At 70.4% G+C, this 14,958-nt stretch carries 13 protein-coding genes; 10 read left to right on the top strand and 3 right to left on the bottom strand.

Going from position 1 to position 14,958, the window contains the following annotated elements:
- Positions 1 to 13: 13 nt before the first annotated feature.
- Positions 14 to 832 carry an SDR family oxidoreductase gene (locus tag PJ250_RS01840; protein ID WP_271646860.1) on the top strand — a complete coding sequence of 273 codons (819 nt, stop codon included), beginning with the start codon at positions 14 to 16 and terminating at the stop codon, positions 830 to 832.
- A 74-nt stretch (positions 833 to 906) separates the two neighbouring features.
- Positions 907 to 1,329 carry a VOC family protein gene (locus PJ250_RS01835; protein ID WP_271646859.1) on the top strand — a complete coding sequence of 141 codons (423 nt, stop codon included), beginning with the start codon at positions 907 to 909 and terminating at the stop codon, positions 1,327 to 1,329.
- 18 nt (positions 1,330 to 1,347) lie between these two features.
- On the opposite strand, the gene PJ250_RS01830 is transcribed toward PJ250_RS01835, so the two are convergent.
- Positions 1,348 to 2,211 (bottom strand): ion transporter, encoded by an 864-nt coding sequence (locus tag PJ250_RS01830; protein ID WP_271646858.1) that lies wholly within the window; start codon positions 2,209 to 2,211, stop codon positions 1,348 to 1,350.
- Between the two features lie 201 nt (positions 2,212 to 2,412).
- On the opposite strand from PJ250_RS01830, the gene PJ250_RS01825 reads away from it, so the two are divergent.
- The 7 genes from PJ250_RS01825 to PJ250_RS01795 all read left to right on the top strand — a co-directional run bounded on the left by PJ250_RS01825 (position 2,413) and on the right by PJ250_RS01795 (position 11,692).
- A complete protein-coding gene (locus tag PJ250_RS01825) occupies positions 2,413 to 4,284 on the top strand; it encodes a glycosyltransferase family 39 protein (RefSeq protein WP_271646857.1) in 1,872 nt (623 codons plus the stop codon).
- Between the two features lie 84 nt (positions 4,285 to 4,368).
- Complete coding sequence (locus PJ250_RS01820; protein ID WP_271646856.1) at positions 4,369 to 5,595, top strand: acetylornithine transaminase; 1,227 nt, start codon at positions 4,369 to 4,371, stop codon at positions 5,593 to 5,595.
- Positions 5,596 to 5,767: 172 nt separating this feature from the next.
- Entirely contained in the window at positions 5,768 to 5,965 is a 198-nt protein-coding gene (locus tag PJ250_RS01815; RefSeq protein WP_271646855.1) for a zinc-finger domain-containing protein, read from the top strand.
- Positions 5,955 to 7,094, top strand: a complete 1,140-nt coding sequence (locus PJ250_RS01810; protein WP_271646854.1) for a glycosyltransferase — start codon at positions 5,955 to 5,957, stop codon at positions 7,092 to 7,094. The genes PJ250_RS01815 and PJ250_RS01810 overlap by 11 nt, the downstream gene beginning before the upstream one ends.
- Positions 7,091 to 8,413: an O-antigen ligase family protein gene (locus tag PJ250_RS01805; RefSeq protein WP_271646853.1), complete on the top strand. Its 1,323-nt coding sequence runs from the start codon at positions 7,091 to 7,093 to the stop codon at positions 8,411 to 8,413. The genes PJ250_RS01810 and PJ250_RS01805 overlap by 4 nt, the downstream gene beginning before the upstream one ends.
- The gene (locus PJ250_RS01800) at positions 8,397 to 9,293 is read left to right on the top strand and encodes a lysophospholipid acyltransferase family protein (protein WP_271646852.1); all 897 of its coding nucleotides are present in this window, start codon (positions 8,397 to 8,399) and stop codon (positions 9,291 to 9,293) included. Before PJ250_RS01805 ends, PJ250_RS01800 begins: the two co-directional genes overlap by 17 nt.
- 155 nt (positions 9,294 to 9,448) lie before the next feature.
- A complete protein-coding gene (locus PJ250_RS01795) occupies positions 9,449 to 11,692 on the top strand; it encodes an amylo-alpha-1,6-glucosidase (protein ID WP_271646851.1) in 2,244 nt (747 codons plus the stop codon).
- 69 nt (positions 11,693 to 11,761) lie between these two features.
- On the opposite strand, the gene lpxL is transcribed toward PJ250_RS01795, so the two are convergent.
- Positions 11,762 to 12,712 carry an LpxL/LpxP family Kdo(2)-lipid IV(A) lauroyl/palmitoleoyl acyltransferase gene (lpxL, locus tag PJ250_RS01790; protein WP_271646850.1) on the bottom strand — a complete coding sequence of 317 codons (951 nt, stop codon included), beginning with the start codon at positions 12,710 to 12,712 and terminating at the stop codon, positions 11,762 to 11,764.
- 44 nt (positions 12,713 to 12,756) lie between these two features.
- Between lpxL and waaA the strand changes: the two genes are divergently transcribed.
- Positions 12,757 to 14,052 carry a lipid IV(A) 3-deoxy-D-manno-octulosonic acid transferase gene (waaA, locus tag PJ250_RS01785; RefSeq protein WP_271646849.1) on the top strand — a complete coding sequence of 432 codons (1,296 nt, stop codon included), beginning with the start codon at positions 12,757 to 12,759 and terminating at the stop codon, positions 14,050 to 14,052.
- 15 nt (positions 14,053 to 14,067) lie between these two features.
- Here the strand turns inward: waaA and PJ250_RS01780 are convergent, their stop codons facing one another.
- Positions 14,068 to 14,913, bottom strand: a complete 846-nt coding sequence (locus tag PJ250_RS01780) for a SirB1 family protein (RefSeq protein ID WP_271646848.1) — start codon at positions 14,911 to 14,913, stop codon at positions 14,068 to 14,070.
- Between the last annotated feature and the right edge of the window lie 45 nt (positions 14,914 to 14,958).

The raw sequence follows: 14,958 nt of genomic DNA, 5'->3' as shown, positions 1-14,958 counted from the left end.
TGAGGGAACGTTCATGTCCAGTCTGTCCGGCAAGACCTTGTTCATCACCGGCGCCTCGCGTGGCATCGGCCTGGCCATCGCGCTGCGCGCCGCCCGCGACGGGGCCAATGTCGCCATCGCCGCCAAGTCGGCCGTGCCCAACCCCAGGCTGCCGGGCACCATCCATACCGCGGCGCAGGCGGTGAACGACGCCGGCGGGCAGGGCCTGGCCCTGCAGTGCGACATCCGCGAGGAAGACCAGGTGCGCGCGGCGGTGGCCGCCACGGTCGATGCCTTTGGCGGGATCGACATCCTGGTCAACAACGCCAGCGTGATCTGGCTGCGCGGCACGCTGGACACGCCGATGAAGCGATTCGACCTGATGCAGCAGGTCAACGCGCGCGGCAGCTTCCTGTGCGCGCAGGCCTGCCTGCCGCATCTGCTGGAGGCCCCGAACCCGCACATCCTCACCCTGTGCCCGCCGCCGTCGCTGGACCCTAAGTGGTGGGGACCGCATACCGGCTACACGCTGGCCAAGATGGGCATGAGTTTGGTGACCCTGGGCCTGGCGGCCGAGTTCGGCCCACAGGGCGTGGCGGTCAACGCGCTGTGGCCGCGCACGCTGATCTCCACCGATGCGTTGAACATGATTCCCGGCGTATCCACGGCCAATGGCCGCGCGCCGGCGATCATGGGCGATGCGGCGCATGCGGTGCTGGTGCGCGAGGCGGCCGGCTTCTCCGGCCGGTTCCTGATCGATGACGAGGTGCTGGCGCAGGCGGGTATCACCGATCTGTCCGGCTACGCGGTCGATCCGCATCAGCCGCTGCTGCCGGACCTGTTCCTGGACTGAGCGTTCGCGCGGCGGCGCCTACACTGCACGGCCCGGCGGCCCCACGCCGCGTTCGAACGGAGCTTCGCGACACCATGAAATACCTGCACGCCATGATCCGCGTCCATGACCTGGACGCCACCTCGAAGTTCTTCACCGAGGGCCTGGGCCTGGTCCAGACCCGGCGCAAGGACAGCGAGGCGGGCAAGTTCACCCTGGTCTACTTCGCCGCGCCCGGCCAGCCGGAGGCCGAGATCGAGCTGACCTACAACTGGGGCTCGGACGAGGATTACGGCAGTGCCCGCAACTTTGGCCACCTGGCCTTCGAGGTGGACGACATCTACGCCACCTGCGCACACCTGCAGGCCATGGGCGTGACCATCAACCGGCCGCCGCGCGATGGGCATATGGCCTTCGTGCGCAGCCCGGACCTGATTTCCATCGAACTGCTGCAGAAGGGCACGGCGCTGGCCCCGGCCGAGCCATGGGCCTCGATGGAAAACACTGGCGTCTGGTGAACCCGCCGTGCCGGTGCCTTACGGCATCGGCGCGTGCAGGGCATGGCCGCAACCGCGGCAGTGGCGGGCGTCGGGCTCATGGCCTTCCAGCCCGCACTCCGGGCAGCCGCGATGGTCGTGGTTGGCGCTGGCCTCGCGCAGGCCAGCGGCCAGTTCGGCGGTATAGATGCCGGTGGGCACGGCGATGATGCTGTAGCCGATCAGGATCAGCAGCGAGGTGATGCAGCGTCCCAGCGTGGTCTGCGGGGCGATGTCGCCGAAGCCGACCGTGGCCATGGTGACGATGGCCCAGTACATGCTGGTGGGGATGCTGGTGAAGCCGTGCTCGGGCCCCTCGACCAGGTACATCAGCGCACCGAAGATCACCACCAAAGTCAGCACGGTGCTGACGAACACGGCCACCTTGCGCCGGCTGCGCCACAGCGCGCTCATCAGCACGCCGGACTCCTCCACGTACTGGGTGAGCTTGAGAATGCGGAACAGGCGCAGGATGCGTAGCACGCGCACCACCAGCAGGCTCTGCGCGCCGGGGATCAGCAGCGAGGCATAGCTGGGCAGGATCGACAGCAGGTCGATCACGCCCCAGATGCTCATCGCATAGCGCAGCGGCCGACGCACCACGATCAGACGCAGCAGGTATTCGGCGGTGAACATCGCGGTGAAGGCCCACTCGACCACGTACAGCACCGTGGCATAGCGTCGATGCAGGTCCTGCACGCTGTCGACCATGATCACCAGGACGCTGGCGATGATGGCCACCACCAGCAGCAGGTCGAAGTTGCGCGAGGGCGCGTCGTCATGCCGGTAGATGATGTCGAACCAGCGCTTGCGCCAGCCGGTCTCGGCCGCCGGATTGAGTTGGGGATTGGAGAGCAGTCGCATCAGGGCATTGTGGCGCGGGCTGGTCGAAGCGTCACATTTCGCACGCCTTGATCCTTCTCTAGACCGCGGGGCCAGGCTGCACGCAGGCTGAGTGGTCCGGCCGCGTGGCGCGGCCTGCGACCGTATGATGCGCGCCTGTTCGCGGTGCGGGGCCTGCGCCCTCGTGCTGACGCGAACTCCTCCCTCGCCCTGATCGACGCCATGCAATCCATGTCTTCCGCCACCGCCCGTGTGCGCTGGCCTGCCTTCGCTTATGCCGCGATCGTGCTGGTGGCCTGCGTATTCGCCTTCGTGCAGTTGGGTTGCAGCAACTACTGGGCCGACGAGTTGTTCACGGTGTTCGTGATCGGAGGCGACGGCGGTCTGCACGGACTGTGGCAGCGCGCGCTGACTGACGTGCATCCCCCGCTGTACTACGTGCTGCTGCAGGGCTGGAGCCGGCTGGGCGATCTGTCCGAAGCCTGGCTGCGTCTGCCCAGTGCGGTGTGTGCGGTCCTGGCGCTGCTGCTGACCGGCCGCCTGCTGTGGCGGCGCTTCAGCCCGATGGCGGTGGGCTACGCGCTGGCCGTGGCGGCGGTGTCCACGTTCTGGTTCGAACAGGCGCAGAACGCGCGCAGCTACGGCCTGTGCATCCTCATCGCCGCCGGGCTGATGGGCGTGGGCCTCTGGCTGCGCGAACACGCCGCCCGACCCCGCTTCCCGCTGCTGGCCTTCGCAGCGCTTGTCGTCTTGGGGCTGGCCGGCAGTTTCGTGCACTTCTATCTGTTGCTGTTGACCGGCATGGTGATGGCCTGGCTGCTGGCGGTGCCGCGCCTGCGGTTGCCTGTGATCGCCGCCGGGCTGGCGATTCTTGCGGCGGTCGGGGGGTACACCTGGCTGTTGTGGCACGCCACGGCGCAAGACGTGGGGCACACCTGGTACCACGCCGATGTCGGGTTCTTCTGGTCCCAGACCCGCATGGCCAACAAGCACCTGGCCACCGCGGCCTCGGGCTGGGCGCTGACGGGCCTGTGCGTGGCCGCGGTGTGGCGACGGCTCCGCCACGGGCGCAGCAGCCTGAAGGCGCGGGTCCCTGCTGGGGGCTCGGCAGTGGCGCGGCTTTCACTGTTCGTGGTGGCCGGTATGGTCGTCAGCGGGATCCTGGTGAGCTGCCTGCTGGCGCCGTCGTATTCGGCCCGGAACCTGCTGACCGCGTTGCCGTTCATTTGCGCACTGCTGGCTTGGCTGTACGACGCGGCCGGCCCGGTAAGCCCGAGCCGGGCCAACCGGGTGATGGCCGCGCTGCTCGTGCTCGCAGTGGGCGCGCAGCTTTGGCTGCTGAGCGGTCGTTTCGTGCAGCGCAATGAGCCCTGGCGAGACACTGCGACTTTCGTGGCGGCCATGCCCGGCTGCGCGGGGCAGGTCGTGCCGGTGATGCATCCCTACAAGTTCGGACCGCCGACGCCCGCGTTCCGGCGGCTGGCCGAACGCGATTTCTTCGGGCATTACGCGCCGCCCGGCATGTCGATCCAGTCCTGGATGCCAGGGGAGCTGACGGGCCGTCGCCCCGTCCCGGCGCTGGCCGCGTTCCTGGCCGAGCGTGCGGCCGCCGCGGGCAGCGGTGCCTGTCCGCTGCTGGCCTGGGCAGTGCATGACTTGGACGACGAGGGTGCGCGGCTGCTGGCCCAGGACCTGGCACGCGCACCTGGGATCGCACCGCGCCGGGTGGTCCTGCAGACATTCCTGCGGGCCCGGCGGCATACCGCCGGCTGGCGTCCAACCGAGGACGGCTTCGTGTTCTATGTCCTCCCGCCGGCAGCACCAGGCGTGGCGGCGGTCGATCCCGGTCCGCTGGTGGACATGCCGGCCGGTGTACTGGGCGAACGCGATGTCGTCACCCTGCTGGATCTACCGACGCAGACGCCGCGCGGCGTCCTGGATCACTTCTTGGTCCAGGCCTGGTCGGATGGTCATCTGCTACGCAGCCAGAGCGTGGCGGCGCGGCGGGTCACCTGCACCGGCCCACTGCGCGCCGACGATGACATCCGTCCGGCCCCGGACTCACCGGCCTGTACAGGCGACGCTGCCCGCTGAAGCGCCGCCCGCGGCCACACGCTGGCCGCGCCGATGCGCGACAATGCCGGGTTCATCCCCCTCGTCAGCACAAGGTTCACCGCCATGACCGCCGCCTCCGACCTCATCGCCTCCGCCAAGCAGTACACGCTGAGCGTGTATCGCCAGCGCGAACTGGTGCTGGAGCGCGGCCAGGGCGTGCGCGTGTGGGATACCGATGGCCGTGAGTACATCGATCTGTCCGCCGGCATCGCCGTGTGCGGCCTGGGCCACAACGACCCGGACCTGACCGCGGCGCTGATCGAGCAGGCCGGCAAGCTCTGGCATACCAGCAACATCTTCTACAGCGAGCCGCCGCTGCGCCTGTCGCAGGAACTGGTGGAGGCCTCGCGCTTCGCCAGCCGCGCCTTCCTGTGCAACTCCGGCGCCGAGGCCAACGAAGCGGCGATCAAGCTGGTCCGCAAGTGGGCGGCCGAGCAGGGGCGCGGTCCGGACAAGCGCGTGATCGTGACGTTCCGCGGCAGCTTCCATGGCCGCACCCTGGCCACGGTCACCGCCACCGCGCAGCCCAAATACCAGGAAGGCTACGAGCCGTTGCCGGGCGGCTTCCGCTACGTCGACTTCAACGACCTGGCCCAGCTGGAAGCGGCGATGGCGCACGGCGACGTGGCCGCGGTGATGATCGAGCCGGTGCAGGGCGAGGGCGGCGTGGTCCCGGCCGCGCCGGGCTATCTGAAGGCCATCGAGGCGCTGTGCCGCCAGCACGACGCACTGTTGCTGCTGGATGAGATCCAGTGCGGGATGGGCCGCACCGGCGCGCTGTTTGCGCACTGGCACGACGGGGTCACCCCCGACATCGTCACCCTGGCCAAGTCGCTGGGCGGTGGCCTGCCGATCGGCGCGATGCTGGTCGGATCGCGTGTGGCCGAGGTGATGCAGTTCGGCGCGCATGGCACCACCTTCGGCGGCAATCCGCTGGCCTCGGCGGTGGCGCGCGTGGCGCTGGCCAAGCTGGGCTCTGAGGCCATTGCGCAGAATGTGGCGCGCCAGGCCGAGGCGCTGCGCGCGGCGCTGGCCAGGATCGATGCCGAGTTGGCGTTGTTTTCCGAGATCCGTGGCCGTGGCCTGATGATCGGCGCGGTGTTGCGCCCCGAGCACGCCGGCCAGGCCGCGGCGATCCTGGACCAGTGCGCCGCACACGGCCTGCTGCTGCTGCAGGCCGGCCCGGACGTGCTGCGTTTCGTGCCGGCGCTGAACCTCACCGAGGCCGACTTGGCCGAAGGGCTTTCGCGCTTCGAGGCCGCGCTGCGCGCGTGGAAGGCCGCGCGCTGAGCCCAACGAAAAGCGCTGGCGCTGAATGTGTGGAAGCCACCACGGCGGCGACGAAGCTCTCCGGTCAAACCCCATCGCCGCCGTGGCGGCTCGCCCATCCTCCAGTCGATGTCATCCGTGCCTTGGCTGGTAGAATCCCGTTCTTCCAGGTCCGCGATTCCAAGAGTCCGCCATGAGCCAAACCGCCACCGCGCCGGCCAACGCCGAAAAGCGCTACACCGTGTCCCGCGCCGACCTGCCCCTGAGCTGTCCACTGCCGTCGATGGTGCTGTGGAACTCGCATCCGCGGGTCTACTTGCCCATCGAGGACGAGCCCAACGGCGAGACCCAGTGCCCCTACTGCGGTTCGCACTTCGTTCTTGTCGACTGACAGCGCCGGGCCGGCACACCGGCTGACGGTTCTGCAACTGCTGCCGGCGCTGCAGTCCGGCGGCGTTGAGCGTTCCACCCTGGAAATCGCCGCTGCGCTCGTCGCTGCCGGTCATCGCGCCATCGTTGTCTCCGCGGGAGGGCGTCTGGTGCCGGCACTGCAAGCCAGTGGCGCGCAGCACATCTGTCTGGACATCGGGCGCAAGTCCCTGGCGACGCTGCGTCATATTCGCGGGGTACGCGCCTTGCTGGCCGCCGAGCGGCCCGACATCGTGCACGCCCGCTCGCGCTTGCCGGCCTGGCTGGGCTGGGTCGCGTTGAAGCAGCTGCCGGCCGGTACGCGCCCACATTGGGTCACCACGGTGCACGGGCTCAATTCGCCGGGGCGCTACAGCGCCATCATGGCCAGCGGCGAGCGCGTGGTCTGTGTGTCGGACACCGTGCGCCGCTACGTCCTGGCGCACTATCCGCGCACAGATCCGGCGCGCCTGCGCGTCATCCCGCGCGGTATCGACCCCACGCAATTTCCACGCGTCCGCTGGCCAGATGGCGCGATGCGTGCCGAGCTCGCTGAACAGATCCCCGCATTGGGCGGCGAAGGGCCGCTGCTGCTCTTGCCTGGCCGCGGCACCCGGCTCAAGGGCCATGGCGATGCATTGGCCTTGCTGGCGGCGGTGCGCGCCGCCGGCCGCGATGCGCGCCTGTGGCTGCCCGGTGCGCGCGAGCCCGGTCGGGAGGCCTACATCTCAGAGCTGGAAGCCCAGGCCGCGCAACTGGGCGTTGCCGGCGCGGTGGCCTTCACTGCGCCCACCAGCGCCATCGCCCGTGCCTACGCCGCCAGCGACCTGGTGCTGCAGCTCTCGCGCAAGCCGGAGGCGTTCGGTCGGACCGTGGTGGAGGCGCTGTCGGTCGGCCGTCCGGTGCTGGGCTGGGCCCACGGCGGGGTCGGCGAGCTGCTGGCCGAACTGCTGCCGCGAGGCGCCGTGCCGCCGTTCGACCTGCAGGCGCTTGCGGCCACCGCGCTCGGGCTGCTGGACGATCCGCCCACCCCGCCAGCTACCATGCCCTACACGCTGTCCGCGATGCAGGACGCCACGCTCTCGCTCTACCAGGAACTCGCAACCCCATGACCGCCGCCGCCACCGAGCTTCGCACCGCCCCGCGTGCCGATGGTTGGCGCTGGGCGCCGGCCTGGATCCTGGTGTTCGTGGCGTTGTGGCCGGCGCCGGGCTATGCCGAGGGCGTACTCGCCCTGGGAGCACTGGCCGCGCTGGTGCAACTGGTGCTGCAGCGGTTCCGCAATGGCACCCGGCTGCTGAGCAACGAAGCCTGGGCACTGACCAGCGTGATGTTCTTCGCCTACTGGGTCCCCCAGCTGGTCTCGGCCTTCGACGCGGTGGACCCGGCGCACGCCTGGAGCAAGGTGGCCACCGATATCCGCTACCTGCCCTTCCTGTGGCTGGTCGCCTCGGCGGTGGCCAACGACCGGGGCCGCAGGATCACCTTCGGGGGACTGGCGATCATCCTGGCGATCTGGACGGTGGACGCGCTGGCCCAGGCCATCTCCGGCACCAGTCCGCTGTTTTTCGGCATCGACCAGCTCAAGCACGTGATCAGCGGACACGGCATGTGCACCGCGGCCGAAACCGCGGCGGTGGATCGCCTCAGCGGCGTGCTGGGACCGTGCAACCTCAAGCTGGGCCTGGTCCTGGCCAGTCTGTCGCCGTTTGCGCTGTTCGCGGCCGGGCGCAGGTTCGGCATCCTGGGGTGGTTGGTCGCGGCGGCGGCCGTGGGCGTGGTCATCCTGCTGGCCGGCGCGCGGGCTGCATGGATCACCTATGCACTGGTGCTGCTGTTCTCCGGCTGGCGCCTGCTGGGCTGGAAGCGCCTGCTGGGCGTGGGACTGGTGGGCTTGTTGGCCCTGGCCGGGCTGGCGGTGGTCTCCCCGCAGGTGCGCGAACGGGTCCAACTGACCACCACGGCGATGAGCGCCGACGAGACCGGAGTGGATACGGCGCTGTCTGGCCGCGCGCGAATCTGGGAAGCCGCTGGTTGCATGATCCGCGCCCATCCCTTCAACGGGGTTGGCGTGCGCGACTTCCGCGAGGTCTTCCCCGCCTGCGATCCCACGCCGGGCGTGGCTCCGGCCTGGGGCGCGGGCCCGGCCCTGCATGCGCACCAGATCGTGCTGGAGATCCTGAGCGAGACCGGCGCCCTGGGCCTGCTGATGTGGCTGGCTGGCGCGGCGATGGCCTGGCGGGCATGGCGCTATTCGCCCATGGAGGCGCGGGACCGGGCCCGGCCGGCGATGCTGGCCCTGGCGGTGACCGTCTTCCCGTTCAACACCCACCTGGCGTTCTATTCAACATTCTGGGGCGGGCTGGCCCTGATGCTGGCCGCGCTGTATACGGGCAGCCTGCTGGCCCGCCACGATGTCGCCCCGGACTGAGCCGCGCTGCTGGTTAGTCGCGCCTGCCCGCTGGGTGTGCCGGCGGGTGGCGGGGTGGCCGCAGCGACGTCTGCTGCGTTGGGGACGCGTGCTGGCCGGCGTACTGACACCGCTGCTGGCCGGTCGCCGGCGCATCGCGCGGACCAACCTGGCCTTGTGCTTCCCCACGCTGGACGAGGCGGCGCGCGAGGCGCTGGTGCGCGCGAACACCCGGGCCAGCGTCACCGGGCTACTGGAAATGGCGCGGGCCTGGTACGCACCGGGGGGCGCGTTGCGCGGCCTGGCCGAGGTCGAGGGGCTTGAACATCTGCAGGCTGCGCGTCGGGGCGGACGCGGTGTCCTGCTGCTGACCGCGCACTTTCCGCATCTGGACCTGGGCGGGCGCCTGCTCGGCGAGGCGCTGGGTGAGCCGCTCTCGTGCATGGTCCGACGCGTCGACGGTTCCTGCGGCGAGCGGCTGATGCAGGATGGACGCCAGCACGCCTTCGCCAGTGTGATCGGCAAGAAGGACGTGCGCGGCCTGCTGCGCACACTTTCCCGGGGCGGCCTGGTGGCCTATCTGGCCGACCAGAACTTCACCTACAACAGCGCCTTCGTCCCGTTCTTCGGCGTGCCAGCGGCGACCCTGACCACCACGCCCGACCTGGCCCGCCGCGCCGGCGTGGAAATCCTGCCGTACTGGTGCCAGCGCCTGCCCGACGGACGCTATCGCGTGCGCATCGACCCGCCGTGGGACGAAGCCCACGGTTCCGATCCGGCTGCGTTCGCCGCGCGCTACATGCGCGAGCTGGAAGCGGTGGTGCGCGCCCATCCCGAGCAGTACCTGTGGTGGCACCGGCGCTTCAAGACGCGGCCGGCGGGTGAGGCTTCTCCCTATTAGCGATGCGTGAGTGAAGGGAGTGAGGAGCGAGCGAAAGCCGCTTCTGCTCACGCATCACTTCTCTGCACGCACGCCGGTTCGATGATGCGGCGCGGCGGGCTTGTCGTGTGGTGGGCGGGCCACAATCGAGCCAGTGTGGCGCCAGGGGATTGGGCATGCCGTTGCGCAGAGTGTCCGCGCTCGTGTGGAGCATGGCCGCGCTGGCCTGTGTGCCGGCCGGTGGGAGTGAGGCCACGCGGGCCGGTGTCGCCGAGCCGTCCGAAGAAGCGGAGGTGCCGTCCTGGACGGTCGCGGCGCCGGTGCAGGAGCGATATCTGGCCGCGCACGGATTGCGCGGCTTTGCCGGCGGCTACGGCAGCGATGGACTGGAGCTGTGGAGCTTCCCGGTGCAGATCGCATCGGGCTATCGGCTGGAATTCCTGCGCGGCGATGGCACGCCATTGGCCGCCGCGGAGGCGCCGGCCACGGCCACGGTCGATCCGTTCGGTCTGACGCGGTCGTACGTCGCGCCGGGGCTGCGTGTGTCCGAGCGGATCGAGGCGCGCGATACGCTGCCCGGTGTGCGCGTGCGGCTGCGGGTGGAACGGGCGCCGCCCGAGCTGCGCATTCGTGTGCATCTGGTGCCTTCGCTCAACCTGATGTGGCCGTCCGGTATCGGCGGGCAGGAGTTCGCCTGGGATGCGGCCACGCGCGGGCTGCTGCTGCAGGAACCCAGCGGCCGGTTCCGCGCGTTGATCGCCTCGCCGCAAGCCGGCGCGCACAGCGTGCCCAACAACGACCGCCGCGGCAGCACGTTCGGCCAGCCGCTGTTCCTGGACCTGGTGCCGACCGTCTGCGGCGGCGCGCGCTGCGCGGAGCTGGCGTTCGCTTCCCAGAGCGAGCCTGGCGAGGACGTGCACGACACCGTGACTGCACTGCTGCAGGCGCCAGAGGGGCCTGCGCCGGCGGACGCGGTGCGCCTGGCCCGGGCCACGCGCCTGCGCATCGTCACCCCGGACGCGCAGGCCAACCGGGCGCTGCGCTGGGCGCAGGTGGCGCTGGAACAGGCCTGGTCGTGCAACGCGCGGTTGGGCTGCGGCATGGTCGCTGGCTACGGGCCCTCGCACGGCGCGCGACGGCCGCAGTACGCCTGGTACTTCGGCGGCGACGGGCTGGTGAGCACGCGCGCGCTGGTCGCCAGCGGGCAGTACGAGCGCGCCGCGGCGCAGCTGGCGTTCGAGCTGCGCTACCAGGATCCGGACACCGGCATGCTCTGGCACGAGCTGTCGCAGAGCGCGGGCTTCCTGGAGTGGGTGCGCGACTACCCGCACATGTACGCGCACGTGGACATCGCGTTCGACTTCCTGGCGGTGACCGCCGAGTACGCGCGTGCCAGCGGGGATGTCGGCTTCCTGCGCGCGCATTGGCCGCAGTTGCTGGCGGCGTGGCGCTACTGCCGCTCGCTGATCGATGCCGGCGACGGGTTGCCACGCGTCCCCGCGGGCAAGATGAGCGGCAACGAACAGGACGCGCTGACCGACGAGCTGACCCTGTCGGCAGCCTGGGTGGACGCGGCACAGGCGATGGCGGCGATGGCCGATACGCAGGGCGACGCGGCGCTGGCGACACAGGCGCGCGCCGATGCCGAGCGCGCCCGCCTGGCGATCCGTGCGCGCTATCGCGACCCGGCGGCGACGTCATGGATCAGCGGCTTCCACCGCGATGGCCGCCGCGGAGAATCCTTCAGCGGGGCGGACCTGGCCGCCATCGGCAGCGGCGCGGCCACGCCGCAGGAGGCCGCGGACCTGTTCGCGCGGCTGGCTTCCCCCGATGTGCTGACCGACTGGGGGCTACGCAGCAAGCCGGCGAGTGCGCCCGACTACGATCCGCAAAGCTATGCGGGCGGCAGCGTGTGGGGCCTGGGCAGCGCGGCGGCAGCCGAGCCGCTATGGCGCGCGGGCCGTGGCGCCCAGGCCGCCGACCTATGGCTGCGGCTGGTGCCCTGGGCCGCGCAGGACGCGCCCGGGCATATGCACGAGGTGCAGTCGGGCGCGGCGTTCGTGCCGCAACGCGAGTCGGTGCCAGAGCAGACGTGGTCGTCGGCCACCTTCTTGTCGGCCGCCCTCGGCGGATTGCTGGGCCTGGAGGCGGACGGCGCGCATCGTCGGCTGGCCTTCGCGCCGCAGCCACCGGCGGGCTGGGACTGGCTGCGCGTCGAAGGCGTGCGGGTGGGCGCCAGCAGCGGCACGATCGATCTGGCCTGGCGCCGCGAGGCGCAGCGCGCGGTGCTGGACCTGGACAACCACGGCGAACCATTCGTGCTGACCTGGCGCCAGGTGGGCCAGCGGGCCACGGCTCCGCTCGCGCGCCGCATCGGCCCGGGCCGCACGCGCCTGGTCGTGCCTTTGGGCGAGGAGTGAGCGCAAGAAACGAGAAGTGAGTGGAGAGGAATGAGAAGTGGGGAAAGCCCGCTTCTGCGCACTCCTGCCTCACTGATACAGCGCGCCGCGCCCGTCCGGCTGGCGCTTGAAGCGCCGATGGATCCACAGGTATTGCGCTGGCACCGCGCGGATCATCTCCTCGATCGCGGCCATCACCCGGGCGGTATCGGCAGTGGCGTCCTTGGACGGGAAATCCGCGAACGGCGGCGACAGCCGTAGCGTATAGCCGCCATCCGGGCGACGCTCGTGGGCGAAGGCAATCACCGCCGCGCCGGACAGCCGCGCCAACTGGTGGGTGGAGGTCAGGCTGTAGGCAGGGCGACCGAAGAACGGCACGAACACGCTGTCCCCGCGCCGGGTGTCCTGGTCCGGCGCAAACCACAGCAGGCCGCCCTGCTTGAGGTGCTTGAGCGCCGGGCGCAGCTCTTCGCGGCCGAACATCGCCGTGGCATAGCGCAGGCGGCCGCGCTTGACCGCCCATTCCATCGCGCCGGTGGCATGTGGCCGGTACATGCCGGCCAGCGGCGCGTAGTCGCACATCAGCCGCGCGGACAATTCGAGCGTGGTGAAGTGCCCGGAGATCACGATCACCCCGCGCCCGCCCGCCTGCGCGGCCTCGAGGTGCTCCAGGCCTTCCACGCGCAGGTTCTTGCGCATCGGCGCCACATCCCCCCACCAGGCGCGGGCGAATTCGAACATTCCCACGCCCAGCGCGGTGAAGACCTCGTCCAGCAGACGCGCGCGGGTCGCGGCGTCCGCGTCCGGAAAGCACAGCTCCAGGTTGCGCGCGGCCACCTTGCGGCGAGAGGCCAGGGCGAGCTTCAGCAGCGCGCCCAACGGACGGCCGAGCGCGCGCTGCAGGCCCCAGGGCAGGCGCGCGACCAGCGCCGAAACGCCTACGCCGAGCCAGGTCGGCCAGGTCGAGGGCTGCAGGGGTGGCGGTCCGGGATCGAATGGAGTGGCCTGGCGCGCAGGCGCGTCGGCGGGGCGCTGTGTCATGCGGTCATTGTAGCCGGGCGCCTTTTACGTATCCTTGCCCCCCGATGCGTCGTGACCTGACCGAAACATGGTTGCGTGCCCTGTATTCGGCCGTGCTCTACGTGCTGACGCCGGCCACGGTCTACCACCTGATCTGGCGCGGCTTCCGCGTCCCCGGCTATTTCCAGCGCTGGGGGGAGCGTTATGCCGCCTGGAGCGGGCCGCCGCATCCGGTGGATGTGTGGGTGCATGCGGTGTCGGTCGGCGAGGTCAATGCCGCCGCGCCGGTGGTCGATGCGTTGCGGCGTCACTATCCGCATCTGCGGCTGCTGGTCACCACCATCACCCCGACCGGATCGGACCGGGTGCGCGCGTTGTGGGGTGACGAGGTGCTCCACGTCTACGCGCCTTACGATCTGCCCGGCGCAGTGGGGCGCTTCCTGCGGCACTTCGAGCCCGGCGTGGCCCTGGTGATGGAAACCGAGCTGTGGCCCAACCTGCTGCTGGGCTGCAAGGGCAGGGGGATCCGCACCTACATCCTCAACGCGCGACTGTCGGCGCGCTCGCTGCGCGGCTATCGCGTGCTGGCCCCGCTGATCCGGCGCGTGGTGGCCAGCGTGCACCGCATCGGCGCGCAGTCGGTGGCCGATGGCAAGCGGTTCGTCCACCTGGGCGCGGCGCCCGAGGCGATCGTGGAGACCGGCAACCTCAAGTTCGACATCGCCATTCCCGCCGGCCTGGAGTCGCTGGTGGGCAGCTTCCGCGAGCACGTGGGCGGGCGCCCGGTGTGGATCGCCGCTAGCACGCACCCGGACGAGGAAGCCGCGGTGATCGCCATCCATCGCCAGCTGCTGGCGCGCTTCCCCGACCTGCTGCTGCTGTGGGCTCCGCGTCATCCCGAGCGTTTCGGCCGTGCGGTGGAACTGGCCCAGGACGCCGGCTGGCAGGTCGGCCGCCGCAGCGTGGGGCGCTGGCCGGCGGCTGGCGATGCGGTGTTCGTGCTCGATTCGCTGGGTGAGCTCATGGGCTTCTATGCCTGCGCGCAGGTCGCCTTCGTCGGCGGCAGCCTGCAGGCCATCGGCGGGCACAACCTGCTGGAGCCAGCCGCGGTCGGCACCGCGATGGTCACCGGCCCGCATCTGCACAACTTCGTGGAGATCTCACGCCGCCTGTCCGAGGCCGGCGCGCTGGAAGTGGGGCGCAACGCGCGTGAAGTCGGTGACCTGATCCTGGCCCTGCTAGCCGAGCCGGAACGCCGCGAGCAGATGGTCCAGGCCGGGCGGCTGCTGGTCGAACGCGGCCGCGGCGCGTTGGGTCGCACCCTGGAGATGGTGGCCTCGGACCTGCGCGCGGCGCCCTGAGCGGTGTTGGCGGCGTCAGTGGGTGCGGGAACGGCCCGCGTGCAGGTCGATGAGCTGATCGCGCAGGGCCTGGGCGTCGGGCGCCTTGGGGACCAGATTCAGGTAGCGGGTCAGGTCGGCCTGCGCCCCCTTGCGGTAGTCCAGGTTGAGATAAGCCATGCCGCGGTCGCGCAGCGCTTCGGGCTGGTCGGGCACCAGCTTGAGCACCCGGTCCGCGCAGCGCGCCGCGCGGTCCCATTCGGCGCGTTCGGCATACACGCCGTGCAGATTGCGTAGCACGCGCACCAGGATCGCCCGGTGCGGCGCCGGGTCGAGGATCTGCAGCAGGACGTTGTCGTCGGGTACGTCGCCGCCCAGATGCGGTTTGGCGCGCTCGCGCAGTTCATCGGCCCCCAGCGGCCGACCGCCGTTGAACGGATCCATCACCAGGAGTCCATCGTCCACCGGCAGGCGGACCAGGAAATGCCCGGGGAAGGACACGCCGTCCAGCGGCACGCCCAGCCGCCGGGCGACCTCGATCTGCACCATCGCCAGCGAGATCGGGTTGCCGAGCCGGCGTTCGAAGACCTCGTTGAGGTAGCTGTTGCGCGGATCGTAGTACTCGTCGTGGTCCCCGGCGTAGCCGAGTTCCTCGAACAGGTGGCGGTTGATCGCCGCCATCTTCAGCGGCCAGGACGCGATCTGCTCGATCTCCTGGCGCAGGTGTTCGGCGTGGCTCTGCAGCAGGGTGTCGTAGAGGTCGGCGTCCAGGTGCGGGTATTCGTCGCGCGCGATCAGCAGCGCGGTGCCCAGCAGTGGCAGGGTGTCATCGGCATGACTGGCCAACGAACCCCAATCAGGAAGTGTCAGTCGATCCCCCATGGCCCAAGACTGCAGCCATTCGTGCGGGGGATCAAGTCCCGAGCG

The organism is Pseudoxanthomonas sp. JBR18 (assembly GCF_028198165.1).
In the GTDB taxonomy this organism is placed as follows: domain Bacteria; phylum Pseudomonadota; class Gammaproteobacteria; order Xanthomonadales; family Xanthomonadaceae; genus Pseudoxanthomonas_A.
This window is presented reverse-complemented; position numbering and strand designations above follow the sequence as displayed.